The following is a 25,591-nucleotide window of genomic DNA, read 5'->3' as shown; positions in this document are numbered from 1 at the left end:
CTGCGGCACGGGTTTGGTTAGCGTCGGGCACATGGGCGACAGCGGATCGGCGCGTCAGTGTTTCTTGGTGGAGTGGTACCAACCGGACCTGGCCGAATCAACCGTCGACGCGGTGATCGACCGGCTGGCGTCCGCCGCGGCCGATGTGCGCGGGAGGCTGGTGGTTGCGTTGACCTCGCCGCGCGACGAGACCTTGTTCGGGGTGGTCGCTGCCGACTCTTCTGACGCGGTTGTGACGGCTTGCCGTCAAGCCGGATGGCAGGTCGACCGGATCACTGCTGGGGTGCAGGCCCGGGTTGGAGCTGCTGGGAGCTGGCTCTAGCGGGCTTGGATTGTCTCGGGCTTCCCGCCCGACGCAATTCACAAAGTCGGGTTTTCGTCGTTTGCGCCGTGGCAAGATCTGCGCATGGGACCCTTCCTGCTCCGCGCCGCGCTGACCGGGCTGGCCTTGTGGATCGTCACTCAGATCGTTCCCGGGGTCGAGATCGTCGGCGGTGACACCACGCTGCAACGGGTGGGCATCATCTTCGTCATCGCTTTGATCTTCGGGCTGGTGAATGCCTTCATCAAACCGGTGGTGCAGTTGCTGTCGATACCGCTGTACATCCTCACCCTGGGCCTGTTCCACATCGTGATCAACGCACTGATGCTGTGGATCACCGCGTGGATCACCGACAAGACCGCCAAGCACTGGGGCCTCTACATCGCCGACTTCTGGTGGGACGCGATCTGGGCCGCGATCGTCTTGTCGCTGGTGGGCTGGGTCTTGTCGCTGGTCGCCGGCCGCATCGCCAGGTAGGTCAGTCGCGGCGATCAGTCATCGTCGGCGGCGTGGGCGCCGGGCAATGCCGCGGACAACCCGGCTCGCGACCGGATGCCCAGTTTGCGGTAGACCCGGCTCAGATTCATTTCGACGGTCTTGGCCGAGATGTACAGCTGCGCGGCGATCTGCTTGTTGGACATGCCTTCCGACGCAAGTACCGCCACCCGGTGCTCGGCGGCGGTCAAAGTCGCGCGGTCGCCGTGGATCTGGTCGATGCGGCCCAGTTCGGCTTGTGCTCGCGCCGCCCACAGCGGCGCGCCGAGCTGGTGAAAGGTCTTCAGCGCCGCACCCAGGCTTGCCATTGCACTGGAGTGGCGTCGCCGGCGGCGCTGCACCGTGCCCAGCAGCAACTGGGTGCGGGCTTGCTCGAACGGCATCGGCAGCCGGGCATGGTGTGTCATCGCCCGATCGAGGGCCTCGATCGCGGCCGGGAATTCGCCGCGGGCCGTCAACACCTGGGCGCGCCCGCGTGCCGCCACGGCCAGCGTCCACGGCCAACCATGGGTGTCGCCATGCTGCTCGAGCGTGTCGACCAGATACGCGGCGTCCTCGAGGTGACCCAGAGCGGTCAGTGCTTCGATGGCGTCGGGGAGATATCCGCCGCCCTGAACGTCGCAGCTGGGGGCGGTGCGGAATCCGTCCAACAGGGGCCGCAGTGCCGCCAGCGCCGCCGGATAGCTCTCGAGCGAGACCTCGAGGAAACCCAGGACCGCAGCGGGTTCTTTGGCCAACAGCGGAGCCCCGATCCGACCGGCGGTATCGATCGCACCCGCCGCCGCACCGCGGGCTTCGGCTTCGCGGCCGGTGTATGCCGCGACAGCGGCCTGGACCGTCCAGGCAGTGACCAACGCCAGCCGCGCATTCATCTGCTCGGCGCGTTCCACCGCCTCGCGTGCCGCGGCATCGGCCTCCTGATAGCGGCCCGCCCACAGCGTGATCATGGATATCCGAACGGCCGCCCAGAGAATGTCCACCTCGGTGCCGCCGACCCGAAGTTGCTGCTGAAATGCGCGCATCTGGGTCAGTGCACGGCCAAGGTCACCGCTGTAGGCGGGCATCATCGCCGCCACGCCACTGGCCCGAAACCAGGTGGTGGCGCCACCGTGCGGATCTTCCAGTTCCAGCGCCAGCCGCAGAGCGTCGCGATCCTCGCCGAGGCCGCGCGCGAACCTGGTGAAAACCAAGATCGACAACGCCTGGCTCCGCAGGTTCGGCACGCCGAGCTGGTCGGCGAGGCCAACGGCCTCCTGTGCCCGTGCGACGGCATCGTCGAGGCGGTCGAGCATGGCCAGCGGCAGAATCATCCGAAGCAGGCACAGCAGTCGCAGCGCGGCGTTGTCGCCGGCCTCGTCGGCCGCTGCGGCCATCGTCTCCGCAGAGCCCACCGTGTCGTCGTCGTATCCGAGCACCGCGCCCAGCCACATCAGTGCCATCGAACGCAGCACCCCCGGGGGCGCGTCCTGCAAGCTCGTCTGCAGATGTCGGCGTGCTGCAATCAGCGATCCCGCGCGGAACTGCAGCTCTCCGGCGCGGATGCGTCGCTGCGGGGTGTCGCCGCCTAATTTGATTGCCAGCTCGATCAATTCGGCGGCGACCGCCGGTGCGCCTCGCGCGGAGGTGGACTCGGCGGCCGCGTCGAGCGCCGACAGCGTGAGTTGGTCACCGCTGACCACGGACAGGGCCAGATGGCGTGCCTTGATCTCGGGCTGATCGATGACGTCGGCGAGCCGGCGATGCATCGCCCGCCGACGTGCGGGCGGGGCGCCGGTGTAGACGCCGGTGGCGAACAGCGGGTGGGTGAACCGCACCCGATTCCCGTCCAACCCGACGATGGCGCGACTTGCCACCGAGTCCAGCAGCTCGACGACGCGGGCCGCGGTGAAGCCGGCTCCTTGGGCGATCAATTCGACGGTGGGCGCCGCTGTGCATGCCGCGGCCAGCAGTACCGTGGTCTCCTCATCGTCGGCGTCCCCGATTCGACCGCGCACCAACGCCGACAGACTGTCCGGCAGGTCGACGATGGAATCGGATTCGCCGGTTGCTGTACGGGCCGCGAGTTCGAGGGCGAAGAACGGGTTACCGCCGGAGATGTCGTGAATGCGGGTGATCGTCGGCCGCGGCAGCGTGTGGCCCAATCGCGCGGCGATCAGGGCATGCAAGCCGCCCAGGGGCAGCGGCCGGATGCGCAGTCGGGTCAGGGCCTCCGGACGGCGGAACTGCAGCCGCGACCGCATATCGAGCGAGTCCGGTTCCCCGATGCGGATACTGGCCAGCAGTCCGGCTCGTCCACTGAGTCGGCGGGCGGCATAGCTGATCACCGCCTTGCTGGAGCGATCCAGCCATTGCGCGTCATCGATGGCCAGCAACACCGGTGCCTGGACGCCGAGGTGTTCGACCACTGACAAGAAGGCCGTGGCGACCACGCGTTCGTCGGTAGCCGGGCCGTCCGCGACATCGCCCAGCTGCGCGCGGCCCAGGGCCAGGCGGTGCATGTCGGGCAACTGAGCCAGCACCGCGTCATCGACACCGCTCAACAGGTCAGCGACCGCCGAATAGGCATAGCTGACTTCGGCCGGCGAACCCCGTGCCGACAACACCTGAAACCCGCGTGTCAGCGCTTGATCGGTGCCGTCGACCAACAAGGTGGTCTTGCCGATGCCCGGTTCGCCCTCCAGCATCAGCCCCGCCGGGCCGTCCCCGATGCGCACAAGGAAATCCGATATCGCGCGGATTTCGGCTTCCCTCCCCGCCAACCCTCCCGACACGATCAACATGGTCGCAACGAACGGCGGCTTGCGGAACCGGTTGACAGTGAATGCGACCGGAGTAACGTTCCCCTTAGCTGAATCTCATATTTTTTTCAGCGGGTGGGGGCCGTCCGAAATGATTCGCGTTGGCGTGACCGCGGTGGCCGCGGTGCTGCTGGACCTGGCCATGATGGCGCCGGCAGCGCACGCCGATGTCGTCGACGAGCTGCTCGATCAGGCGCTGGCGCCGTTGGTCGACGCAGCGACCAACGGTCTTGACTGGGAGGCGTTGGGGGCGCCGTCGGCCTGGAATGCCTTCTTCGACTCCGCCCATTGGGAGGCCGCCTTCGCGGACCTCGGATGGCCGGGTGGTGGCGACGCATCCGCACTTGACGCGGCCGCATGGTTCGACCAGAACGTCTACACCCCACTGCACACCGGCATCGAGAACTGGATTCACAGTTCGACTCCCACCCCGCTGCTTGACGGGCTGAACCAGCTCAGCGAAGCGGTCGGCCTCGGGCCCATGGTTGCCGACGGAGCCGACGGCACCGCGCAGCATGTCGACGGCTATGCGGGCGGCTGGCTGTTCGGCGACGGCGGGGCCGGCTATGACAGCACCACCGCCCAGGTCGCCGGCGGTGCCGGAGGAGCGGCGGGATTGCTCGGCAACGGGGGGATCGGCGGGGCCGGCGGCGCGGGCGCAGGCGGGGGTGCCGGCGGAGCGGGCGGTGTGTTGCTGGGTGTCGGCGGGGCCGGGGGCGCCGGCGGTGACGCGTCGGGCGCGACCGGTGGCGTCGGCGGGGCGGGCGGCCAGGCGGCCGGGCTGCTGTTCGGGATCGGCGGCGCCGGCGGGCACGGCGGCAGCGGGGCCGATGGTTCCCACGGCGGTGACGGCGGCGACGGCACCGGGTTGCTGGGCAGCGGCGGTCACGGCGGTGACGGTGGCGACAGCGGCGTGGGCGGGCCTGCCACGGGCCTGCCGGCGTTGGGTGGAGCGGGCGGCAACGGCAGCACGCTAGGTACCCACGGCGCGGTCGGCCACTTCGGCGCCGATCCCACCCGGGGGCCGGTGGACCCGGCGGCTTTGGCCAGCACAGGAGGCTGGATAACCAATGCCGACGGGCAGGTCGTCATCCTGCACGGCCTCAACGAGGTGTACAAGCTTGCGCCGTACGAACCCTCGGCGATCGGATTCGGCGACGACGACGCGGCCTTCCTCGCCGACAACGGGTTCAACGTGGTGCGCCTGGGCGTCATCTGGGCCGGCGTGGAGCCGCAACCCGGCGTCTTCGACGACGCCTACCTCTCGTCGATCGCCCAGACCGTGCAGATCCTGCATAACTACGGCATCACCGCCATCCTCGACATGCACCAGGACGACTACTCCAGCATGTTCGCCGGCGAAGGAGCGCCCGACTGGGCGGCACAAGACGGCGGTCTGCCCAACCTCGACTTCGGCTTCCTGCTCAACGGCCTCCTCAACCCCGCGAGTAACCACGCGTGGGATGCGTTCTGGTCCAACTCGCCCGCGCCCGACCAGGCCGGGCTGCAGAACCACTACGCGCTGATGTGGGAGCACGTGGCCGACTACTTCAAAGGCAACCCCGGAGTGGCCGGCTACGGCATCATGAACGAACCGGCCGCGGGCTTCCAGACCCTGTCGAGCCTGTTCAGCCCCCACTTCGGCACCCAGGAGCTGACACCGTTCTACAACCAGGTGGACGCCGCGATCCGTGCTGTCGACCCGCACACCCCAGTGTTCTTCGAGCCCGAGGTCATCAACGGCATCGCATTCCCGATCAGCTTGGGCACGGTCGACGACCCCAACACCGTGTTCTCGTTTCACAACTACCTCGGCTACGTCGGACCACTGACCGGCGTCGCGGTGAACAACGCCATGGCCTATGCGAGCACCCACGGCATCCCGACATTCATGAGCGAATTCGGCTCAGGCGCCGACCTGGACACCATCGGCGCCACCATGGGCGCTGCCGACCAGAACTTCATCGGGTGGACCGAGTGGGAGTACAGCGACCGGGGCGACATCACCACCACCGGAGGCGGCCATGGGTGGCTGGTCCACGACCCAGCGGTGGCACCGACGGGCGACAACGTAGACGCCGCGAAGTTGGGCCTGTTGGCCGAGCCGTACCCGCAGCTGGTGTCCGGCACCCCGACCTCCTGGTCCGTCGTCGACGGCGCACTGCATTTCAGTTTTTCCACCGTGATGGCGAACGGGTCGGGCAGCTTCGCCGCCGGTTCCATCACCACCATTTCGGTGCCGGCGCTCGCCTATCCCGGCGGCTATGACGTCTTCGTCAGCGGCGGGCACGTCGTCTCGGCGGCCGATGCCGCCGAACTGGCCATTGCCTCCGACTCCGGTGCCGCTACGGTCTCGGTCGTGGTGAGCCCCGCCGCCGCGACGGGCTGACAACTCGCCCCACGGGCCGAAAGAGTCGGGCGCGCCGGCAGCGAAACGGGCAGACTCGGGGGCATGCCGGAGCTGCCCGAGGTCGAAGCACTCGCCGATCATCTGCGCCGGCACGCCGTCGGCTGCACCATCGGCCGGATCGACGTGGCGGCACTGTCGGTGCTCAAGACCTTCGACCCGCCGCCGACGGCGTTGCATGGCGAGCAGGTGACCGGCGCGCACCGCTGGGGCAAGTATCTGGGGTTGCAGGCAGGCGAGCTGTTCTTGATCGCGCACCTGTCCAGGGCGGGCTGGCTGCGCTGGTCGGATCAGCTGGCGGCTGCTCCGCTGCGCCCGGGCAAGGGCCCGATCGCGCTGCGGGTGCACCTGGGTGTCCCGGGGAAGGCCCCCGGCTTCGATCTGACCGAAGCCGGCACCCAGAAGCGACTGGCGGTCTGGTTGGTCGACGACCCGACGAAGGTGCCGGGCATCGCCACCCTGGGTCCCGATGCGCTGGCGATCGACGCCGAGGAGCTGGCTGGTCTGCTGGCCGGCAATACCGGTCGCATCAAGACCGTCCTGACCGATCAGAAGGTGATCGCCGGGATCGGCAACGCCTACAGCGACGAGATTCTGCACACCGCGCGGCTGTCGCCATTCGCCACCGCCGGCAAATTGTCGACAGCTCAGCTGACCGCACTGCACGAGGCCACCCGTGCCGTGCTGACCGATGCGGTGACCCGCTCGGTCGGCCAACAGGCCGCCACCTTGAAGGGGGAGAAGCGTTCCGGTCTGCGGGTACACGCCCGAACCGGGCTGCCGTGCCCGGTCTGCGCCGACACGGTCCGGGAAATATCTTTCGCCGATAAGTCGTTTCAGTACTGCCCGACCTGCCAGACCGGCGGCAAGGTACTCGCCGACCGTCGGATGTCACGACTGCTCAAGTAATTCTTCTAAATCTTCGACGTGACTTCGACAGCCGGCGACCGCCGTTAAGCTGCCCTGGTGACCCGTCAGAGAATCCTCATCACTGGGGCCAGTTCAGGACTGGGTGCCGGCATGGCCCGCGTTTTCGCTGCGCAGGGACGTGATCTGGCCCTGTGCGCCCGCCGGACGGACCGACTTGATGAACTGAAAGCCGAACTGACAGACAAGTTTCCGAAAATCAATGTAGCGGTGGCTGCGCTCGATGTAAATGACCACGACGAAATACCCAAGGTGTTCAACCACTTCGCCGCCGAGTTGGGTGGAATCGACCGGGTCATCGTCAATGCCGGCATCGGCAAGGGTGCCCCGCTCGGCTCCGGCAAGCTGTGGGCCAACAAGGCAACCGTGGAAACGAACTTGGTCGCTGCGCTGGTGCAGATCGAGACCGCGCTGGAGATATTCAAGTCTGCCGGCAGCGGCCACCTGGTACTGATCTCATCGGTATTGGGCAACAAGGGCGTTCCGGGCGTCAAGGCGGCGTACGCCGCCAGCAAGGCCGGGGTGTCATCGCTGGGCGAGTCGCTGCGCGCGGAGTACTCGCGCGGCCCTATCAAAGTCACGGTGCTGGAACCGGGCTACATCGAATCGGAGATGACCGCCAAGTCGGCGTCCACCCTGTTGATGGTGGACAACGCGTCCGGGGTCAAGGCCATGGTGCGGGCCATCGAACGCGAAACCGGCCGGGCCGTGGTCCCGTCCTGGCCATGGGCTCCCCTGGTATGGCTGCTGCGCCGCATGCCCCCGCAGTACACCAAACGCTTCGCCTGATCGGTCCCGGCTCGGGTCAGCGGGCCATCCAGTCCAGGGCTTTGGCCCGCCTGCGGTAGATCAGCAGGACCGCCTTGGCGATCAAGAACGCAACGGCCACGCCCATCAGCAGCGTGGACACGGCATAGGCGCCGTACTCGGCCCCGCGGTGGTAGCGATCGTTGACCAACAAGGTCAGGGTCTGCGAGTGTCCAGGCAGGTTCGAGGACACCATGATGACCGCGCCGAACTCGCCGAGGGTGCGCGCCGTGGTCAATACCACGCCGTAGGTCAGCCCCCAGCGGATCGACGGCAGCGTGACCCGCCAAAGTGTCTGCCACGCATTGGAACCCAGTGTGGCGGCGGCCTGCTCCTGTTCGATTCCGATCTCCACGAGCACCGGCTGGACCTCGCGCACCACAAACGGCAGGGTGACGAAGATGCTGGCCAGCACCATCCCGGGCAACCCGAAGATGATCTTGAATCCCAGGTTGTTCTCGACAAAGCCCAGTGCGCCCGATGACCCCCACAATGCGATCAGGGCGACCCCGACGATGATGGGTGAGACTGCAAAAGGCAGGTCCAGGATCGCCTGAAGCGTTGATCGGCCCCGGAATTTGTTGCGCACCAGCAGGATCGATGTCGAAACGCCGAACAATGCGTTCAGCGGCACCACGATGATCACCAGGAGCAGCGACAGCTTCAGCGCCGAGATCGCCGCAGGGGTGCTGATCCAGGCCCAAAACTGGCCCAACCCGGGCTCAAACGTCCGGTACAGAATCACCGACACCGGAGCGATCAACATGACGCCGATATAGGTCAAGACGGTGAAGCGCAGCAAGTGCCGCTTCTCCAGCCGCGCCGTCACTCGGCCTCCTCCTCGCGCTTGGCCGCACGCCCACCCACGGTCCGAAGCAGCATCAACACCGCGAACGAGATCGCCAACAACACGATCGAAATCGCCGCCGCGCTGGTGTGGTCGTCGTTCTCCACCAGTGAGCGGATCCACTGCGACGACACCTCGGTCTTGCCCGGCACGGCGCCACCGATCGTCACGACCGAGCCGAATTCGGCGACACACCGCGAAAACGCAAGTCCGGCACCGGTCAACAACGCGGGCTGCAACGATGGCAGCACGACCGTCCTGAAGGTGACCAGGCGCGTCGCGCCGAGGGCCGCGGCCGCCTCCTCCACTTCCCGGTCGATCTCCATCAGCACCGGCTGGACGGCACGGACCACCAGCGGCAACGTGACGAACGCCAGTGCCATCGCCACCCCGGGTGGAGTGTGCTGCAGGTGAATGCCGATCGGGCTGGCGTTGCCGTAGAGGGCGAGCATCACCAAGCTGGTGACGATGGTCGGCAGCGCGAACGGCAGATCGATCAGCGCATCGATCACTCCTTTTCCGACGAAGTCGTCGCGCACCAGAACCCAGGCGGTCGCCAGACCGAACACCACGTCGAGCACGGTGACCAGCACCGAAATCGTCAGCGTCACACGGAACGACTCGAGTGCCGCGTGTGAGGTGACGGCCAGCCGGAAGCCGTTCCAGCCCCTACCGCCGGCTTGCCAGGCGATGGCCACCAGCGGCAGCAGCACGATCACCGACAGCCACAGTGTGGTCACGCCGATGCGAAGCGACGTGATGACGGACCGGCTCGAAGCGCCGTGAAGGGCCGTCGTGGCGTCGGCGGCCTCCGGGTGGATTTGGACTCGTGCAGCCGGCTCGACGGGAGTCGTGACAGTCATCGGGTGGACCCGAATGAAGAATGCATGCTGGCCTTCCCATGCCCGAGATGTTCGGCACCGGTCACCGAAAGTGACTACCGAGAATTAGCAAGTGGCGGGAGAGTCAGCGACAACAGTGCAGAAAGCGCGCGAAGGCACCGCGGTGGCGGCCGAACGCCGGTGCGGCGCTCCGCCCAGCACGGGATGGCATCTGCATGGCGCGTAGCTTAGAGAAACCTGGACGTCGAAATCTTTGTCGTGCCGCGATAGGTATCCCGGCTGAAATGCCATGTGTCGCACTTCAGCAGGGCCGACATCGACGCCCGGCGGCAAAAACTCAGCGTGAGGGAAATGCCGAAGGCTATGGCTACTTCCAGTCCCAGACCGACATGTCGCCTGCCGGGTAGTTCATGCAGATGTCGGTGGTGTGGGCGGCCACGCCCTTGTTGTTGAAGAACAGCTTGGCCCAGTTGGGCCAGCGCCACGACATGGTTTCGAAAAAGGCGTTGGAGGCGGTGTCTTCGGAATATTGGCGGCGGCCGGCGTAGTCCATGCCGAAGAACCAGTGGATGCGGTCTTGGGCGCCTTGCCGGTCGGCCGCGGGTTTGTTGTTGTAGTCGATCATGTAGCGCTCGTAGTAGACCGGCGCGACGTCGCGGGCTGCGGCCATGATCTGTTCGGCCGAACAGGGGGTGCGCAGGATGCGGCTGGGGATCGGGTAGTCGTCGGTGGCGTCAGCGGCGACGACACCGGCGGTGGTCACGGCGCCGATCAGGGCTGCCGTGGCGATGCCGAGGTGGACTGCATACTTCACGCGGGGACCTCCTCGGGCTGCCGCTGGACGGGATCGGGCCACTTCGCGGGAACCGGACGCTGGCGCACCAGCTGCGGCCACCAGAACCACTTGCCCAGCAACGCCGCGATCGACGGCGTCATGAACGACCGCACGATCAAGGTGTCGAACAACAGGCCCAGACCGATGGTTGTACCGATCTGCCCGAGGATCACCAGGGGGCTGAAGATGAAGGCTGCCATGGTCGCCGAGAAAACCAGGCCGGCGGCGGTGACGACCGAACCGGTGCCACCCATCGACCGGATGATGGCGGTGTTGAGGCCCGCGTCCATCTCCTCCTTGAATCGCGACACCAACAGCAGGTTGTAGTCCGCTCCCACCGCCAGCAGCAGGATGATGGCCAGCGGCACCACGACCCAGAACAGATGAATCCCGAAGATGTACTGCCACACCAGGACCGACAAACCCACCGATGCCCCCAAGGAGAGGACGACGGTGCCGACGATGACGAAGGCGGCGACAAGGCTGCGCGTCACAATCACCATGATCAGCAGAATGAGAGCGACCGCGGCCAACGCCGAGATCAGCAGGTCGTACTTCATCCCCTCCTGGATGTCCTTGTTGGTAGAGCCGATACCCGCGACATAGATCTTGGCGTCCGACATCGGCGTCGCCTTGAGGGCATCGAACACCGACTCTTTGATGGCGTTGATGTGCGGAATCGCCTCGGGATTGGCGGGATTGCCCTGATGGGTCACGATCATCCGGGCCGCCTTGCCGTCGGGCGACAGGAACAGCTTGAGGCCGCGCTTGAAGTCGGCGTTGTCGAAGGCCTCCGGCGGCAAGTAGAACGTGTCATCGTTCTTGGCATCGTCGAACGCCTTGCCCATCGCGGTGGCGTTGTTCAGGGCTTCTTCGCTCTGGGTGTTGATGCCCCCGGTCGTCGCAAAATTCGACAGCGTCAGGTCGCGGTTGCGCTCCTGAATCGCGATCTGCGGTGGCAACAGGGCCACCAGTTGTGGTTGCAGCGCGTCGAGGTTGTCGAGGCTGGCGGTGATGGAGCCGAACTTCTCGGACAGCTCTGAGATCCCGTCCAGTGAGTCGAACACCGACCGCAGCGCCCAACACATCGGAATGTCGAAGCAGTGTGGTTCCCAGTAGAAGTAGTTGCGCAGCGGGCGGAACTGGTCATCGAAGTCGGCGAGCTTGTCCCGCAGCGCGTTCATCGTCGTGACGGTGTCGTGAAACGCCTGGGTCTGTTCGTGGGTGACCGCAGCGCTCTGCTGCTGCAGGGCGAGCTGTTGGCGGAGCACCTCGATCGTGTTGTCGATCTCGCCGGCCTGCTTGAGCAGATCGTTGGCCCGGTCCTTCTGGTAGTCGAGGTTCATGATCTGGCTCGCACTCGACGCGCTGATCTGGAACGGAATGGAGCTGTGCGTGATCGGCGTTCCGAGCGGTCGCGTGATGGACTGCACCAGGGCGATTCCCGGCGTGTGGAGTATCGCTTTGGCCGCACGTTCGAGAATCAGCATGTCTGCCGGGTTGCGCATGTCGTGATCGGTTTCGATCATCACCAATTCGGGATTGATCCGCGCTTCGGTGAAGTGGCGTTCGGCGGCTTCCATCCCGACGACGCCGGGTGCGCTGTCGGGGATGTAGGGGCGGTTGTCGTAGCTGGTCTGGTAGCCGGGCAATGCGAGCACGCCGATGAGTGCGGTCGCGCCGGTGACTACCAGGATCGGTCCGGGCCAGCGCACGATGGCGGTGCCGATCTTGCGCCAGCCCCGCGTCCGTTGAGCGACCTTGGGTTCCATCAGCCCGAACCGGGTGGCTATCAACAACACGGCGGGCCCCAGCGTCAGGGCGGCAGCCAAGGTCACCAGAACACCGATGGCGGCCGGTATTCCGAGGGTCTGGAAGTAGGGGAGCCGGGTGAAGCCCATGCACGCGACCGCGCCGGCGATGGTCAACCCCGATCCGACCATGACGTGGACGGTGCCGCGCCACATGTCGTGGTAGGCCGCGATCCGGTCCATCCCCTTGCCACGCGCCTCTTGGTAGCGGCCGACGACGAAGATCGCATAGTCGGTGCCGGCCGCAATAGCCAAGAGCGTCAAGAGATTGGTCGCGTAGGTGGACAGGCCGATGACGCCGGCGTGGGCGAGGACCGCAACCACACCGCGGGCCGCCGCGAGCTCGACGGCGACCGTCAGCAGGACGATCGCCATGGTCAGCACCGAGCGGTAGACGAACAGCAGCATGAGGCCGATGACCAGGAAGGTGACGGCGGTGACCTCGTTGGTGCCGGCGCTGCCGACCTCGAAGTTGTCGGTCACCAGCGGCGACGCGCCAGTGACGTAGGCCTTGACGCCGGGTGGGGGTGGCGTGGCGGCGACGATCTTGCGGACGGCGTCGACGGATTCGTTCGACATCGCCTCGCCCTGATTGCCGCGGAGGTAGATCTGCGTAAGGGCCGCTTTGCCGTCTTTGCTCTGTGAGCCGCCGGCGGTCAGCGGGTCACCCCAGAAGTCCTGGACGTGCTCGACGTGCTCGGTGTCGGCCCGCAGCTTCTTCACCAGGCCGTCGTGGTACTCGTGTGCCTCGGGGCCCAGGGGCTGATCGCCTTCGAGAACGATCATGGCCGCACTGTCGGAATCGAATTCGTCGAAGACCTGCCCGATGTGTCGCATCGCGAGAATGCCCGGCGCATCGGGCGCGTTCTGCCCGACTGAGCGTTCCCAGCCGACCACCTCGAGTTGGGGTGCGACGGTGTTCGAAATGGCAGCGATGGCGATCCAGATCAACAGGATCGGTAGGGACAGCCTCCGGATGAGCCGCGCCGGCAGGGAGCCCTCGTGGGCTTCAGGGGCGGTATCGGTGTGCTGGCCACTCATGCGGTCTTGTCCAGGCACGCGATGTATCCGTTCACGTGGTTCGTAGACCTTTCATCCGTGACGATGCCGTTGACGGTGATTCGGCAGCCGATGGTGTTGCCGTCGCCCTGGGCGCGAAGGTCGGCGTACATCGTCGGGTCGTCGGTGGTCAGCTCCTGCGACCACGGCAGCGGGACGCTTTCGACGCGCTGGGGCTGGGCGTTGATGTCCAGAAAGTTGATGGTGGCCACGGACCCGGGCGAACCGAACACCTCGAACAACACCTGTTTGGGGTTGTAGCCGGTGTTCTCCAAAGCCTCTGAGCCGGGCCTCGACACCTCGTTGTTCGAGCCGAAGATGCCGCGCAGTCGGTCGACGCTGAACCCGACCAGGGCGACCACCACGATCGCCACGATCGCCACCCACTGCCGGCGGACCAACTTGGTTACCGAAAACTTTTTCAAAACAAAGCCTTTCGACGCCGCGCTGACGATCTCGCCGAATGCGACGCGGAGAAATTGTCACGTAAGATGGAACGGTACGGTACCGTGCCGATGTATCGCAACCTGCTTGACATCTGCGCAAAACACTGCTCTCGCGGAACAACCGCGGTGCGGGTGGAAGGAGACGACGATTTCCAAGGATCGTGGCGATGACTCGGGGTGCCCGTGGAGTGCGCGGGAGGCCGAGCTGTTGGCGATCACGCTGGAGCTGTTGCAGGAGCATGGATACGACCGCCTCACCGTCGAGGCGGTGGCGACCAGGGCCAAGGCCAGTAAAGCCACGATGTACCGGCGTTGGCCCACGAAGGCCGACCTGGTGCTCGCGGCGTTCATCGAAGGCACCCGTGCGTCGGCAGCCGCTCCCAATACCGGCTCACTGCGTGGTGACCTGCTGGAGATCGGCCGCTGGACCTGTGGGCAAGCGCTGGAACAGATGCGCACGATGCGCGCGGTGCTGAACGAGATGTCTCACAGCCCCGCGTTGCAGGAGGTGATGCAGCAGAAGTTCATCCAGCATCGCAACGTTGTGATCGACTCCGTGCTGGCCGATGCCGTCGCACGCGGTGAGATCGAGGCCTCGGTGATCAACCAGGAGATCTACGATCTGCTCCCGGGCTACCTGGTGTTCCGGGCACTGGTTTCCGATCGGCCTCCGACGCAGGAAACGGTTCGTGTTGTGGTCGACGACGTGCTGCTGCCCAGCCTGCGGGCCAAGGGTGCGGGGCGACGGCCGACTTAGCCACCGTCGGGCAGCGCAAATTACGACGAAGCCCGGCCGCGTTCGGCTCGGTAGCGGCGCACCAGCGCGTCGGTGGAGCTGTCGGTCTGGCGCGGTGGGGCGGCGTCGTCGGTGAGCACCGGCAGCAGTGCCTTGGCCTGCGTCTTGCCCAGCTCCACGCCCCACTGGTCGAAGGAGTCGATGCCCCACACCACACCCTCGGTGAACACCTGATGCTCGTAGAGCGCGATCAGCTGTCCCAGCACCGACGGGGTGAGCTGGGTCGCCAGAATCGAGGTCGTCGGGCGGTTGCCGGGCATCACCTTGTGCGGCACGACGTCCGCGGGGGTGCCCTCGGCGGCGATCTCCTCGGCGCTCTTGCCGAACGCCAGCACCTGGGTCTGGGCGAAGAAGTTGCTCATCAACAGGTCGTGCATGCTGCCGGTACCGTCCGCGGTGGCCAGGTCGTCGACGGGTTGGGCGAAGCCGATGAAGTCGGCCGGTATCAGCCGGGTGCCCTGGTGCAGCAGTTGGTAGAACGCGTGCTGGCCGTTGGTTCCCGGCTCGCCCCAATAGATTTCACCGGTGTCGGTGCTGACCGGCGTGCCGTCGGCGCGGGTCGACTTGCCGTTGGACTCCATGGTGAGCTGCTGCAGATAGGCGGCGAAGCGATCCAGATCGTTGGAGTAGGGCAATACCGCGCGGGACTGGGCGCCGAAGAAGTCGGAGTACCACAGCCCGATCAGGCCCAGCAGCGCCGGCGCATTGGATTCCAAAGGCGCGGTGCGGAAGTGCTCGTCGACGATGTGGAAGCCGGACAAGAATTCCGCGAAGCGCTCCCGGCCGATGACGGCCATCACCGACAGCCCGATGGCCGAATCCACCGAGTACCGCCCGCCGACCCAGTCCCAGAATCCGAACATGTTCGCGGTGTCGATGCCGAACTCCTCGACCAACGCAGCATTGGTGGAGACCGCGACGAAGTGCTTGGACACCGCCGCGTCGCCCAGCGCCTCGGTAAGCCAGCGACGGGCCGCGGTGGCGTTGGTCAGCGTCTCCAGGGTCGAGAACGTCTTGGAGGCGACGACGAAAAGCGTACTGGCCGGATCCAAGCCGGCCAGCTTGGCGATCAGGTCGGCCGGGTCGACGTTGGAGACGAAACGTGCCGAGATACCGGCGTCGGCGTAGTGACGCAACGCCCGGTCCACCATCACCGGGCCAAGGTCCGAGCCGCCGATACCGATGTTGACCACGGTCTCGATGCGTTTCCCGGTGGCGCCGGTCCATTCACCGCTGCGCAATCGGTCGGTGAAATCGCCCATCGCGTCGAGCACCGCGTGCACGTCGGCGACCACATCCTGGCCATCGACGTGCAGGTCGGCGTTGCGCGGCAGCCGCAAAGCGGTGTGCAGCACTGCCCGGTCCTCGGAGGTGTTGATGTGCACCCCGGCGAACATCGCGTCGCGCCGGTCCTCGAGGCCGGCCGTCTGGGCCAGATCGACCAGCAGACGCACGGTCTCGGAGGTGATGCGGTGCTTGCTGTAGTCGATGTAGAGGTCACCGACGGTGGCGGTGAACCGGGTGCCGCGTTCGGGATCGTCGGCGAAGAACTCGCGTAGGTGGGTGTCGCCGATCTGCTCGTGATGCTTGCGCAACGCGTTCCAGGCCGGGGTGGTTGAGATGTCCGGGATCTGGGGAACGGAGCTCATACCCCGACATTAGCGGCGGGTCGCCGTCGTCGGTGCGGCGCCGGACGTTACAGCGGGTCGGCGCCAATCAGCCCGGCGGCAACTGCGGGCGCGGCGCCCTAGTGGCCGAGCCGGCCGCGGCCGAGCCGCAGCAACAGCATCGCCAGGTCCTTGCCGTCCTGGCCGAGTTCGCTGTAGCGCTCGAGCACCTTCATCTCGCGGCTGTGCACCAGGCGGGTGCCGCCGGACGCCATCCGGGCCTTGCCGATTTCCTGCGAGATCTCGGTGCGGCGCTTCACCGCGGCCAGGATCTCGGCATCGAGCCGGTCGATCTCGTGGCGCAGGTCGTCAATGTCGGGCAGCTGTTGGGGTTGGGCAGACATGATCAAAACTCCAGGTTCTCGCTGTTGGTGGTTTCTGGTCCCATCGGCGATCCGGCCTCACACAACAGACGAGCCCCGGGTCGGCGAAGCGGACCGCGGGGCTTGGCGTTGCAGCTAAACCATGGGCTCCGCGTACCACTGCCCATAGGAATTGGAAAAGCAAAATCGACGCTGCATGTCGAGCACGAAACGAGTCTGCCACTAAGGGCCGTGCCAGCGCAAAGAGTGTCGTCGGGCGGCGGTACGTTGGGTTGCGATATGACAGTGCACGCGACTCCGCAGACCGATCACCTCCTCGATGGGCTCAATCCGCAGCAGCGGCGGGCCGTGCTGCACGAGGGCTCCCCGCTATTGATCGTGGCTGGAGCCGGCTCGGGCAAGACCGCGGTGCTCACCCGACGCATCGCCTATCTGCTGGCCGCCCGCGACGTCTCGGTGGGCCAGATCCTGGCCATCACCTTCACCAACAAGGCCGCCGCCGAGATGCGTGAGCGAGTGTCGAGCCTCGTCGGTCCCCGGGCCCGGGTGATGTGGGTGTCGACGTTTCACTCCACCTGCGTGCGGATCCTGCGTAACCAGGCCTCGGTGGTTCCCGGCCTGAACTCGAACTTCTCGATCTATGACGCCGACGATTCGCGCCGCCTGCTGCTGATGATCGGCCGAGACATGGGCCTGGACGTAAAGCGGCACTCGCCGCGACTGCTTGCCAATTCGATCTCCAACCTGAAGAACGAACTGATCGACCCGGACCGGGCGCTGGCCGACCTCACGGAGAGCTCCGATGACCTGAGCCGGGTGGTGGCCGCGGTCTACACCGAGTATCAGCGCCGGCTGCGCTCGGCCAACGCGCTGGACTTCGACGACCTGATCGGTGAGACGGTCGCGATTCTGCAGGCGTTCCCCGAGATCGCGCAGCACTACCGGCGCCGATTCCGGCACATCCTGGTCGATGAGTATCAGGACACCAACCATGCCCAGTACATGCTGGTGCGCGAGCTTGCGGGGCACGGCGGGCAGCCCGACGACATCCCCCCGGCGGAACTGTGCGTGGTCGGTGACGCCGATCAATCGATCTATGCCTTCCGCGGCGCCACCATCCGCAACATCGAGGATTTCGAGCGCGACTACCCCGACGCGACCACCATCTTGCTGGAACAGAACTACCGCTCCACGCAGAACATCCTCTCGGCGGCCAATGCGGTGATCGCCTACAACTCCGGGCGCCGGGAGAAGCGGCTGTGGACGGACGCCGGTGACGGCGAGCTGATCGTCGGATACGTCGCCGATAACGAACACGACGAGGCGCGGTTCGTCGCACAGGAGATCGATGAGCTGACCGATGCGGGCGCGGTCAACTACAGCGACATCGCGGTGTTCTACCGGACTAATAACGCGTCGCGGTCGCTGGAAGAGATCTTCATCCGCAGCGGCATCCCGTACAAAGTCGTTGGCGGCGTGCGCTTCTACGAGCGCAAAGAGATCCGCGACATCATCGCCTACCTGCGAGTGCTGGACAATCCCGGCGACGCGGTGAGCTTGCGGCGCATCCTCAACACCCCGCGCCGCGGTATCGGCGACCGTGCCGAGGCGTGCGTCTCGGTGCACGCGGAGAACACCGGTACCGGATTCGCCGCCGCGCTGGCTGCCGCCGCCGAGGGTGGCGTACCGATGCTCAACAGCCGTTCGCAGAACGCGATCGCCGCCTTCGTGGCGATGCTCGAGGAGTTGCGGGCGCACCTGAACACCTGCGACGACGACCTCGGCTCTCTGGTGGAGCTGGTGCTGGACCGCACCGGCTACCGCACCGAGCTGGAGGCCTCGACCGATCCGCAGGATCTGGCCCGCCTGGACAACATCAACGAACTCGTCAGCGTCGCACACGAATTCAGCATTGACCGAGCCAACGCGCTCGCCGACCAGGACGGCATCCTCGAGGAGGAGGACGTGCCCGACGTCGGAGTGCTGGCGGCGTTCTTGGAGCGGGTCTCGCTGATCGCCGACACCGACGAGATCCCCGAGCACGGGTCCGGCATGGTCACCTTGATGACGTTGCACACCGCCAAAGGGCTGGAGTTCCCAGTGGTGTTCGTCGTCGGCTGGGAAGACGGCATGTTCCCGCACATGCGCTCGCTGGGGGATGCCCGCGAGCTGTCCGAGGAACGCCGGCTGGCCTACGTCGGTCTGACCCGGGCGCGCCAACGGCTGTACCTGAGCCGGGCCAAGGTGCGTTCGTCCTGGGGCCAGCCCATGTTGAACCCGGAATCGCGATTCCTGCGGGAGATCCCGCAGGAGCTCATCGACTGGCGGCGTACCGACGTCACCGCCTCACCGAGCGCTCCGGTCAGTGGTGCCGGCCGGTTCGGAACCCCCAGACCGGCACCGAGCCGATCGGGCAACCGGCCGCTGTTGGTGCTGGCGGCCGGCGATCGGGTGTCGCACGACAAGTACGGGCTGGGCCGGGTGGAGGAAGTCTCCGGGGTGGGGGAGTCGGCGATGTCGCTGATCGACTTCGGCAGCTCCGGGCGGGTCAAGCTGATGCACAACCACGCGCCGGTGACCAAGCTCTGACCGCTGGGTTCCCTAGCCGCCGGGTTTGAGTCGGCAGTCCAGCTTCGCCTCTCCTTCGTCGAGGCTCACTAACTGCCGGGCTTGAGTCGGCAGTCCAGCTTCGCCTCTCCTCCGTCGAGGCTCACTAACTGCCGAAAATCCAGCGCCTGGTGGCCGGGTGCAGTGCCGCCGCGACGGTGGCGATCTCGATGAACGGGATAACGTGCACGATCCCCGGCACCCGTGCTCCGGCCAGGAACAGGCTGCCGAACGTCAGCAGGGCGACCACCGCTCCCACCGCGATCAGGTAGCGGCCGACCGGGCGCCGCAGCAGCAGCATGATCACCCCGGACACCGTCGTCCCGGCGAACACCAGGCTCAAGAAGGCGACCGCGACGCAGAACAGCCGGTCGGTGTGCCACCAGCTGGCGATCAGGTCGGTGGAGACCACCGAGGTGGCCCAGCAGCCCACCAGGGCGAGCACACAGGCGCCGATCGCGACACCGGATGACGGGAATCGCGCCGGCAGCGACGCTGGGCTGGGCTGGAAGGGCGGCGGTATCCGCGACGACGAGGTGACGATCGGGATGGCGCCGGTGGGCGCCCGACGGATGATGCGGCTGGGGGAACTCGCCGGACTCTGGCCGGAAGGGTTTGCGCCGGTAGGTGGGTGGTGGCGGTCGCTCACCATTCCAGATTAGGCGAAGTTGATGCCGCGCTTGGCGAGCCAGGAAGCCGGATCGATCCGGTTGGTGCCGTTCTGCAGCACCTCGAAATGCAGGTGCGGGCCGGTCGAGTAGCCGCGATTGCCCATCTCGGCGATCTGGTCGCCCGCCATCACCCGCTCGCCGACGCTGACCAGCGACCGGTTGATGTGGCCGTAGAGGGTCACGGTGCCGTCGGAGTGGCGCAGCTTGACCAGCATGCCGTAACCGGCGCTGGGGCCCGACTCGATCACCACGCCGTCGGAAGCCGCCAGGATCGGGGTGCCGATGGCGTTGGCGATGTCGATGCCGGCGTGCAGCACGCCCCAGCGGTAGCCGAAGTTCGACGTGAACGCGCCCTGAGTGGGAGCCACGAACAGTGGGCGTTGCAACCGGGCTTCACGCTCGGCGCGCTCCTGCGCGTACGCCACGCCCTTGGCCAGCTCCTCGTTGTGCACGACGACGTTGGCCGCGGCTTTGACCGTGATCATCTGCAGGCCGTGGCTGGAAGTGGTGGTGGTGCCGTCGTTCAGCATCGTCTTGCTGGCCGCCAGCACGGCGGGCCGGGCGACGGTGTCGCCCGACGGGTGAGTGGCGGCGTGTGCGGCAGCAGCGGCTGCGCCGGCGGCCATCGCGGCGATCATCACCCGGCTCTTGACGGCACTGGCCGGCTGGTTGCGGTGTTTGCCGCCGCGCGCGGGCGGCTGGGCCACCTCGTACCGGCGGTAGTGGCGCTCCGAGTAACCACCGCGGGGGAACGCCAGTTGCAGCACCGGCATGTTGTCGGTGTCGGTCATGTCATCGAGCTCGGGGGCCAGCAACACGTCGGAGGCCTCGTCGAACGTGTCTTCGCTGAAGGCGTCCTCGGGCCAGCCGAACTCGTTGAACGGAATGATGTCGGTGACCTCGGCGGGGCTGGGAGCCGAAGGCCGGATCGCGGCTGCCGTGGCGCCGTTTCGACGTCGAGGGAGAGCCCCGCCGGAAACCGGACGCATCGGTGCACCGTGCTGCATCAGTCTGGAAGTTCCTCTGGTCGTGATCAGAACGTTATAAAGACCTGGACCTGGTGACGGTAACCACTCCCGCTGGGGCCTGGCAAGCTATCGGCCGAATCCAGTCATTAATGTGAAACGAATCACGTTTTTCTGGCGGTGAGATGTGCCACAGCAGTGGTACGCGAGGAGGGAACCCCGCCGCACTCTCGATACAGTGCCTCGGGAGCTAAATCTCTCACAATCCGACAGCGCCGGCTTGCCGGCGACCCGCAATAAGACAGTGAGCCCATGGATCTTTTCGAGTATCAGGCGAAGGAGCTGTTCGCCAAGCACAACGTGCCCACCACCCCCGGCCGGGTAACCACCTCGGCTGAGGACGCCAAGGCCATCGCCACCGAGATCGGCCGGCCGGTCATGGTGAAGGCGCAGGTCAAGGTCGGCGGCCGTGGCAAGGCCGGTGGCGTGAAGTACGCCGCCACCCCGGACGACGCGTTCACCCACGCGCAGAACATCCTCGGTCTGGACATCAAGGGCCACGTTGTCAAGAAGCTGCTGGTAGCCGAGGCGAGCGACATCGCCGAGGAGTACTACATCTCCTTCCTGCTCGACCGCTCCAACCGCACCTACCTGGCCATGTGCTCGGTCGAGGGTGGCATGGAGATCGAAGAGGTCGCCGCCACCAAGCCGGAGCGCCTGGCCAAGGTGCCCGTCGACGCGGTCAAGGGTGTCGACCTGGCGTTCGCCCGCTCGATCGCCGAGCAGGGCCACCTGCCCGCCGAGGTGCTCGACGCCGCCGCGGTGACCATCCAGAAGCTGTGGGAGGTCTTCGTCGCCGAAGACGCCACCCTGGTCGAGGTCAACCCGCTGGTTCGCACCCCCGACGACCAGATTCTGGCGCTGGACGGCAAGGTCACCCTGGACGGCAACGCCGAGTTCCGTCAGCCGGGCCACGCCGAGTTCGCGGACCTGGACGCCACCGACCCGCTGGAGATCAAGGCCAAAGAGCACGACCTGAACTACGTCAAGCTCGACGGCGAGGTCGGCATCATCGGCAACGGCGCCGGCCTGGTCATGTCGACCCTGGACGTCACCGCCTACGCCGGTGAGAAGCACGGCGGCGTGAAGCCGGCCAACTTCCTCGACATCGGGGGCGGCGCCTCCGCCGAGGTGATGGCCGCCGGCCTGGACGTCATCCTGGGTGACAAGCAGGTCAAGAGCGTGTTCGTCAACGTGTTCGGCGGGATCACCGCCTGCGACGCGGTGGCCAACGGCATCGTGTCGGCGCTGGGGATCCTCGGTGACGCCGCGACCAAGCCGCTGGTGGTGCGCCTGGACGGCAACAACGTCGAGGAGGGTCGGGCGATCCTGGCCGAGGCCAACCACCCGCTGGTGACCGTCGTCGCCACCATGGACGAGGCCGCCGACAAGGCTGCCGAGCTGGCGAACGCCGGAAAGGACGCTTAAGTCATGTCGATCTTCGTCAACAAGGACAGCAAGGTCATCGTCCAGGGCATCACCGGTGCCGAGGCGACCAAGCACACCGCGCGGATGCTTGCCGCCGGCACCCAGATCGTCGGTGGCGTCAACGCCCGCAAGGCCGGCACCACCGTCTCGCACAAGGACAAGGACGGTAACGCCGTCGAGCTGCCGGTGTACGGCAGCGTCGCCGAGGCCATGAAGGAAACCGGCGCTGACGTGTCGATCGCCTTCGTGCCGCCGGCCTTCTCCAAGGACGCGATGATCGAGGCCATCGACGCCGAGATTCCGCTGCTGGTGGTCATCACCGAGGGCATCCCCGTGCAGGACAGCGCCTACGCGTGGGCCTACAACGTGGACAAGGGTGAGAAGACCCGGATCATCGGGCCGAACTGTCCCGGCATCATCACCCCGGGTGAGTGCCTGGTCGGCATCACGCCGGCCAACATCTCGGGCACCGGCCCCATCGGTCTGGTGTCGAAGTCGGGCACCCTGACCTACCAGATGATGTACGAGCTGCGGGACTTCGGTTTCTCCACCGCCATCGGCATCGGCGGCGACCCGGTGATCGGTACCACCCACATCGACGCCATCGAGGCATTCGAGAAGGACCCGAACACCAAGGTCATCGTGATGATCGGCGAGATCGGCGGCGACGCCGAGGAGCGGGCCGCGGCCTACATCAAGGCCAACGTCACCAAGCCCGTCGTCGGCTACGTGGCCGGGTTCACCGCGCCGGAGGGCAAGACCATGGGCCACGCCGGCGCCATCGTGTCCGGCTCGTCGGGCACCGCGGCCGCCAAGCAGGAGGCCCTGGAGGCCGCCGGTGTGAAGGTGGGCAAGACCCCGTCGGCCACCGCGGCCCTGGCTCGACAGATCCTCGAGAGCCTGTAGGTAACAGCAGCACCGCTCGTGCCGTTTCGTACGCCGCCACCAGCGCGTCGTACGAAACGGCACGTTCGGCATTTGTGGTGAGGTGAATCCATGAGCATCGATCCCCGCACTCCCGTCATCGTCGGCGTCGGGCAGGCCGCCGAGCGCATCGACGACGCCGGCTACCGCGCGATGTCGCCGGTGGAGCTGGCCGCAGCCGCCGCACAGGCGGCGTTGGCCGACTGCGGGGCGAGCTCGGAGCAGATCGCGTCGGCCATCGATGCGGTGGTGGCCACCCGCCAGTTCGAGATTTCGATTCCCAAAGCCCCAGCACCGCTGGGCAAGTCCAACAACTTCCCGCGGTCGGTTGCGCGTCTGCTCGGCGCGGAGCCGGCGCGCGCTGTGCTGGACAAGGTGGGCGGCCAGGGGCCGCAGAAGCTGCTCACCGAGTTCGCCGAAGAGATCGTGGCCGGCACCGCCGACGTGGTGCTGCTGTGCGGGTCCGACGCGACCTCGACGCTGCGCCACTTCGCCAAGGCCGACAACAAGCCGGACTTCACCGAGACCATCGACGGCCAGCTCGAAGACCGCGGCTTCGGTCTGGAGGACTTCGTCGAGCGCTACACCGTTATCCACGGGCTGACCGGTGCGCCGGTGCAGTACGGCCTGCTGGAGAACGCCCGGCGTGCCCGGCTGGGCATGAGCACCGCCGACTACCTGCAGGCCATGGCGGAACTGTTCGCGCCGATGACCAAGATCGCCGCCAAGAACCCGTTCTCGGCCTCGCCGGTGGAACGGTCGGTCGATGAGCTGGCCACGATCAGCGCCGGCAACCGGATGATCTGCGACCCCTACCCGCGGCTGCTGGTGGCGCGCGATCAGGTCAACCAGGGCGCCGCGGTGCTGGTGATGTCGGTCGAGGCCGCCCGCCGCCTGGGTGTGCCCGAAGACCGCTGGGTGTACCTGCACGGTCACGCCGACCAGCGCGCCCAGCGCCTGCTGGAACGGCCCGACCTGAGTGCCTATCCGGCCGCTATTACGGCTACCACCGACGCGCTCGACATGGCCGGGATCGGCTTCGACGACATCGCGGCCATGGACCTCTACAGCTGCTTCCCGGTCCCGGTGTTCGCCATCTGCGACGCCTTCGGTCTGTCTGCCGACGACCCGCGCGGCCTGACCCTGACCGGTGGGTTGCCCTTCTTCGGTGGCGCCGGCAACAACTACTCGATGCATGCGATCGCCGAAGCCGTCGCCTCAGCGCGAAGTGTCCCAGGGCAATTCACGTTCGTCGGGGCCAACGGCGGCATGATGAGCAAGTACGCGGTCGGGGTGTACTCGACCACTGCGGTGCCGTGGACGCCGGATCGCAGCGCGGAATTGCAGGCGCAGGCCGATACCGCACCCGCCGTGCCAGTCACCGAGAGCGCCCAGGGGCCGGCCACCATCGAGACCTACAGCGTTCGTTATGACTGGGAGACCCGGACCGGGATCATCATCGGTCGACTCGACGCCGACGGCACCCGGTTCCTGGCGACCACCGAAGACGAGGATCTGGTGGCCCTGCTGTCCGACGGCGATCCGCTGGGCACTCCGGTGACGGTGCACGCGTTCGACTACGGCAACCGCTGCTCCCCGCGCTGAGCCCCCGCCGCGCCGCGAGGGTGCGCGGAGTGTCAGCGCGAAGGGCGTGTCGGCGTGCAAACACGCACCTTCGCGCGGGTGGGGCTTCGCGCGGGTTCTAGGCGCTGAGCCCCAGCTTGGCGGCCAGGCGCTCCACGTAGGCCGCCACCTCGGACTCGGACTTGTCCGGCAACCCGAACAGCGTCTCGGTGACGCCGATCTCGGCCCAGTGCGCCAGCTTCTCGGGAACCGGCTTGAAGTCCAGTGCCACGATCTGCGGTGCGCCGTCGCGGCCGGCGGCCGCCCAGGTGTCCTGCAGCAGCTTGACCGGTGCGTCGATGTCGAAGTCACGCGGCGTGGTGATCCAGCCGTCGGCGCTGCGGGCGATCCACTTGAAGTTCTTCTCGGTCCCGGCCGCGCCGACCAGTACCGGAACGTGCGACTGCACCGGCTTGGGCCAAGCCCAGCTCGGGCCGAAGTTCACGAACTCGCCCTCGAAGGACGCTTCCTCCTGCGTCCACAGTGCCCGCATCGCCTCCAGGTACTCCCGGAGCATGGTGCGCCGCCGTCCGGCGGGGACGCCGTGGTCGGCCAGTTCGTCGGTGTTCCAACCGAATCCGACACCCAGGCTTACCCGGCCGCCGGACAGGTGGTCCAGCGTGGCGATCGATTTCGCCAGCGTGATCGGGTCGTGCTCGACCGGCAGCGCCACCGCAGTCGACAGCCGCACTCGCGAGGTCACCGCGCAGGCAGCTCCCAGGCTGACCCAGGGGTCCAGGGTGCGCATATAACGGTCATCGGGCAGCGACTCGTCCCCGGTGGTGGGGTGAGCGGCCTGTCGCTTGACCGGAATGTGTGTGTGCTCCGGGACATAGAAGGTGGTGAAGCCGTGATCATCGGCGAGTTTTGCGGCCGCTGCCGGGTTGATTCCACGGTCACTGGTGAATAGCACGAGCCCGTAATCCATATC

The 25,591-nt window shown here is 66.7% G+C and carries 21 protein-coding genes and 1 pseudogene; 11 read left to right on the top strand and 11 right to left on the bottom strand.

Annotated features, from left to right (window positions below):
• Positions 1–31: 31 nt before the first annotated feature.
• Together ACJH5R_RS01575 and ACJH5R_RS01570 are read left to right on the top strand one after the other, a co-directional pair.
• Positions 32–322: a hypothetical protein gene (locus ACJH5R_RS01575; protein ID WP_406781151.1), complete on the top strand. Its 291-nt coding sequence runs from the start codon at positions 32–34 to the stop codon at positions 320–322.
• Between the two features lie 84 nt (positions 323–406).
• On the top strand, positions 407–799 hold the full coding sequence (locus ACJH5R_RS01570; protein WP_406756091.1) for a phage holin family protein: 393 nt from the start codon (positions 407–409) through the stop codon (positions 797–799).
• 14 nt (positions 800–813) lie between these two features.
• Here the strand turns inward: ACJH5R_RS01570 and ACJH5R_RS01565 are convergent, their stop codons facing one another.
• Positions 814–3,597 (bottom strand): AAA family ATPase, encoded by a 2,784-nt coding sequence (locus ACJH5R_RS01565; protein WP_406781150.1) that lies wholly within the window; start codon positions 3,595–3,597, stop codon positions 814–816.
• 109 nt (positions 3,598–3,706) lie between these two features.
• On the opposite strand from ACJH5R_RS01565, the gene ACJH5R_RS01560 reads away from it, so the two are divergent.
• The 4 genes and pseudogenes from ACJH5R_RS01560 to ACJH5R_RS01545 all read left to right on the top strand — a co-directional run bounded on the left by ACJH5R_RS01560 (position 3,707) and on the right by ACJH5R_RS01545 (position 7,738).
• Positions 3,707–6,004 (top strand): cellulase family glycosylhydrolase, encoded by a 2,298-nt coding sequence (locus ACJH5R_RS01560; protein WP_406781149.1) that lies wholly within the window; start codon positions 3,707–3,709, stop codon positions 6,002–6,004.
• Between the two features lie 63 nt (positions 6,005–6,067).
• Positions 6,068–6,301, top strand: a pseudogene (locus ACJH5R_RS01555) (DNA-formamidopyrimidine glycosylase family protein); the annotation flags it as partial.
• 162 nt (positions 6,302–6,463) lie between these two features.
• Positions 6,464–6,931 carry a zinc finger domain-containing protein gene (locus tag ACJH5R_RS01550; protein WP_406781356.1) on the top strand — a complete coding sequence of 156 codons (468 nt, stop codon included), beginning with the start codon at positions 6,464–6,466 and terminating at the stop codon, positions 6,929–6,931.
• Between the two features lie 57 nt (positions 6,932–6,988).
• Positions 6,989–7,738 carry an SDR family oxidoreductase gene (locus ACJH5R_RS01545; protein WP_406781148.1) on the top strand — a complete coding sequence of 250 codons (750 nt, stop codon included), beginning with the start codon at positions 6,989–6,991 and terminating at the stop codon, positions 7,736–7,738.
• 16 nt (positions 7,739–7,754) lie between these two features.
• Here ACJH5R_RS01545 and cysW read toward each other — a convergent pair whose 3' ends face one another.
• The 5 genes from cysW to ACJH5R_RS01520 all read right to left on the bottom strand — a co-directional run bounded on the left by cysW (position 7,755) and on the right by ACJH5R_RS01520 (position 13,575).
• Positions 7,755–8,585, bottom strand: a complete 831-nt coding sequence (gene cysW, locus ACJH5R_RS01540) for a sulfate ABC transporter permease subunit CysW (RefSeq protein ID WP_406756087.1) — start codon at positions 8,583–8,585, stop codon at positions 7,755–7,757.
• A complete protein-coding gene (cysT, locus tag ACJH5R_RS01535) occupies positions 8,582–9,466 on the bottom strand; it encodes a sulfate ABC transporter permease subunit CysT (protein WP_406781147.1) in 885 nt (294 codons plus the stop codon). Before cysT ends, cysW begins: the two co-directional genes overlap by 4 nt.
• A gap of 346 nt (positions 9,467–9,812) precedes the next feature.
• A complete protein-coding gene (locus ACJH5R_RS01530; RefSeq protein ID WP_406781146.1) occupies positions 9,813–10,259 on the bottom strand; it encodes a DUF5078 domain-containing protein in 447 nt (148 codons plus the stop codon).
• Positions 10,256–13,132, bottom strand: a complete 2,877-nt coding sequence (locus tag ACJH5R_RS01525; RefSeq protein ID WP_406781145.1) for an RND family transporter — start codon at positions 13,130–13,132, stop codon at positions 10,256–10,258. The genes ACJH5R_RS01530 and ACJH5R_RS01525 overlap by 4 nt, the downstream gene beginning before the upstream one ends.
• A complete protein-coding gene (locus ACJH5R_RS01520; protein ID WP_406781144.1) occupies positions 13,129–13,575 on the bottom strand; it encodes an MmpS family transport accessory protein in 447 nt (148 codons plus the stop codon). The genes ACJH5R_RS01525 and ACJH5R_RS01520 overlap by 4 nt, the downstream gene beginning before the upstream one ends.
• Positions 13,576–13,744: 169 nt before the next feature.
• Here ACJH5R_RS01520 and ACJH5R_RS01515 point away from each other — a divergent pair, with 169 nt between their 5' ends.
• Complete coding sequence (locus ACJH5R_RS01515) at positions 13,745–14,353, top strand: TetR/AcrR family transcriptional regulator (protein ID WP_406756556.1); 609 nt, start codon at positions 13,745–13,747, stop codon at positions 14,351–14,353.
• A gap of 20 nt (positions 14,354–14,373) precedes the next feature.
• On the opposite strand, the gene pgi is transcribed toward ACJH5R_RS01515, so the two are convergent.
• Positions 14,374–16,041: a glucose-6-phosphate isomerase gene (pgi, locus tag ACJH5R_RS01510; RefSeq protein WP_406756082.1), complete on the bottom strand. Its 1,668-nt coding sequence runs from the start codon at positions 16,039–16,041 to the stop codon at positions 14,374–14,376.
• Between the two features lie 98 nt (positions 16,042–16,139).
• On the bottom strand, positions 16,140–16,403 hold the full coding sequence (locus ACJH5R_RS01505; RefSeq protein WP_406756081.1) for a chorismate mutase: 264 nt from the start codon (positions 16,401–16,403) through the stop codon (positions 16,140–16,142).
• A gap of 258 nt (positions 16,404–16,661) precedes the next feature.
• Here ACJH5R_RS01505 and pcrA point away from each other — a divergent pair, with 258 nt between their 5' ends.
• Positions 16,662–18,971 (top strand): DNA helicase PcrA, encoded by a 2,310-nt coding sequence (gene pcrA / locus ACJH5R_RS01500; RefSeq protein WP_406781143.1) that lies wholly within the window; start codon positions 16,662–16,664, stop codon positions 18,969–18,971.
• 124 nt (positions 18,972–19,095) lie between these two features.
• On the opposite strand, the gene ACJH5R_RS01495 is transcribed toward pcrA, so the two are convergent.
• Positions 19,096–19,638, bottom strand: a complete 543-nt coding sequence (locus ACJH5R_RS01495; protein ID WP_406781142.1) for a hypothetical protein — start codon at positions 19,636–19,638, stop codon at positions 19,096–19,098.
• A 9-nt stretch (positions 19,639–19,647) separates the two neighbouring features.
• The gene (locus tag ACJH5R_RS01490) at positions 19,648–20,649 is read right to left on the bottom strand and encodes a M23 family metallopeptidase (protein ID WP_406781141.1); all 1,002 of its coding nucleotides are present in this window, start codon (positions 20,647–20,649) and stop codon (positions 19,648–19,650) included.
• A gap of 288 nt (positions 20,650–20,937) precedes the next feature.
• On the opposite strand from ACJH5R_RS01490, the gene sucC reads away from it, so the two are divergent.
• From sucC to ACJH5R_RS01475, 3 genes are all read left to right on the top strand, one after another.
• Positions 20,938–22,113 carry an ADP-forming succinate--CoA ligase subunit beta gene (gene sucC, locus ACJH5R_RS01485; protein WP_406756077.1) on the top strand — a complete coding sequence of 392 codons (1,176 nt, stop codon included), beginning with the start codon at positions 20,938–20,940 and terminating at the stop codon, positions 22,111–22,113.
• A 3-nt stretch (positions 22,114–22,116) separates the two neighbouring features.
• On the top strand, positions 22,117–23,019 hold the full coding sequence (gene sucD / locus ACJH5R_RS01480; protein ID WP_046286308.1) for a succinate--CoA ligase subunit alpha: 903 nt from the start codon (positions 22,117–22,119) through the stop codon (positions 23,017–23,019).
• A 90-nt stretch (positions 23,020–23,109) separates the two neighbouring features.
• Complete coding sequence (locus ACJH5R_RS01475) at positions 23,110–24,642, top strand: acetyl-CoA acetyltransferase (protein WP_406781140.1); 1,533 nt, start codon at positions 23,110–23,112, stop codon at positions 24,640–24,642.
• 97 nt (positions 24,643–24,739) lie between these two features.
• Here ACJH5R_RS01475 and ACJH5R_RS01470 read toward each other — a convergent pair whose 3' ends face one another.
• The gene (locus ACJH5R_RS01470) at positions 24,740–25,588 is read right to left on the bottom strand and encodes an LLM class F420-dependent oxidoreductase (RefSeq protein WP_406756075.1); all 849 of its coding nucleotides are present in this window, start codon (positions 25,586–25,588) and stop codon (positions 24,740–24,742) included.
• Positions 25,589–25,591: the final 3 nt, after the last annotated feature.

Source organism: Mycobacterium sp. SMC-19, from assembly GCF_045310815.1.
GTDB lineage: Bacteria > Actinomycetota > Actinomycetes > Mycobacteriales > Mycobacteriaceae > Mycobacterium.
Note: the sequence above shows the minus strand (reverse complement) of the source record. Positions and strands in the feature narration are given on the sequence as shown.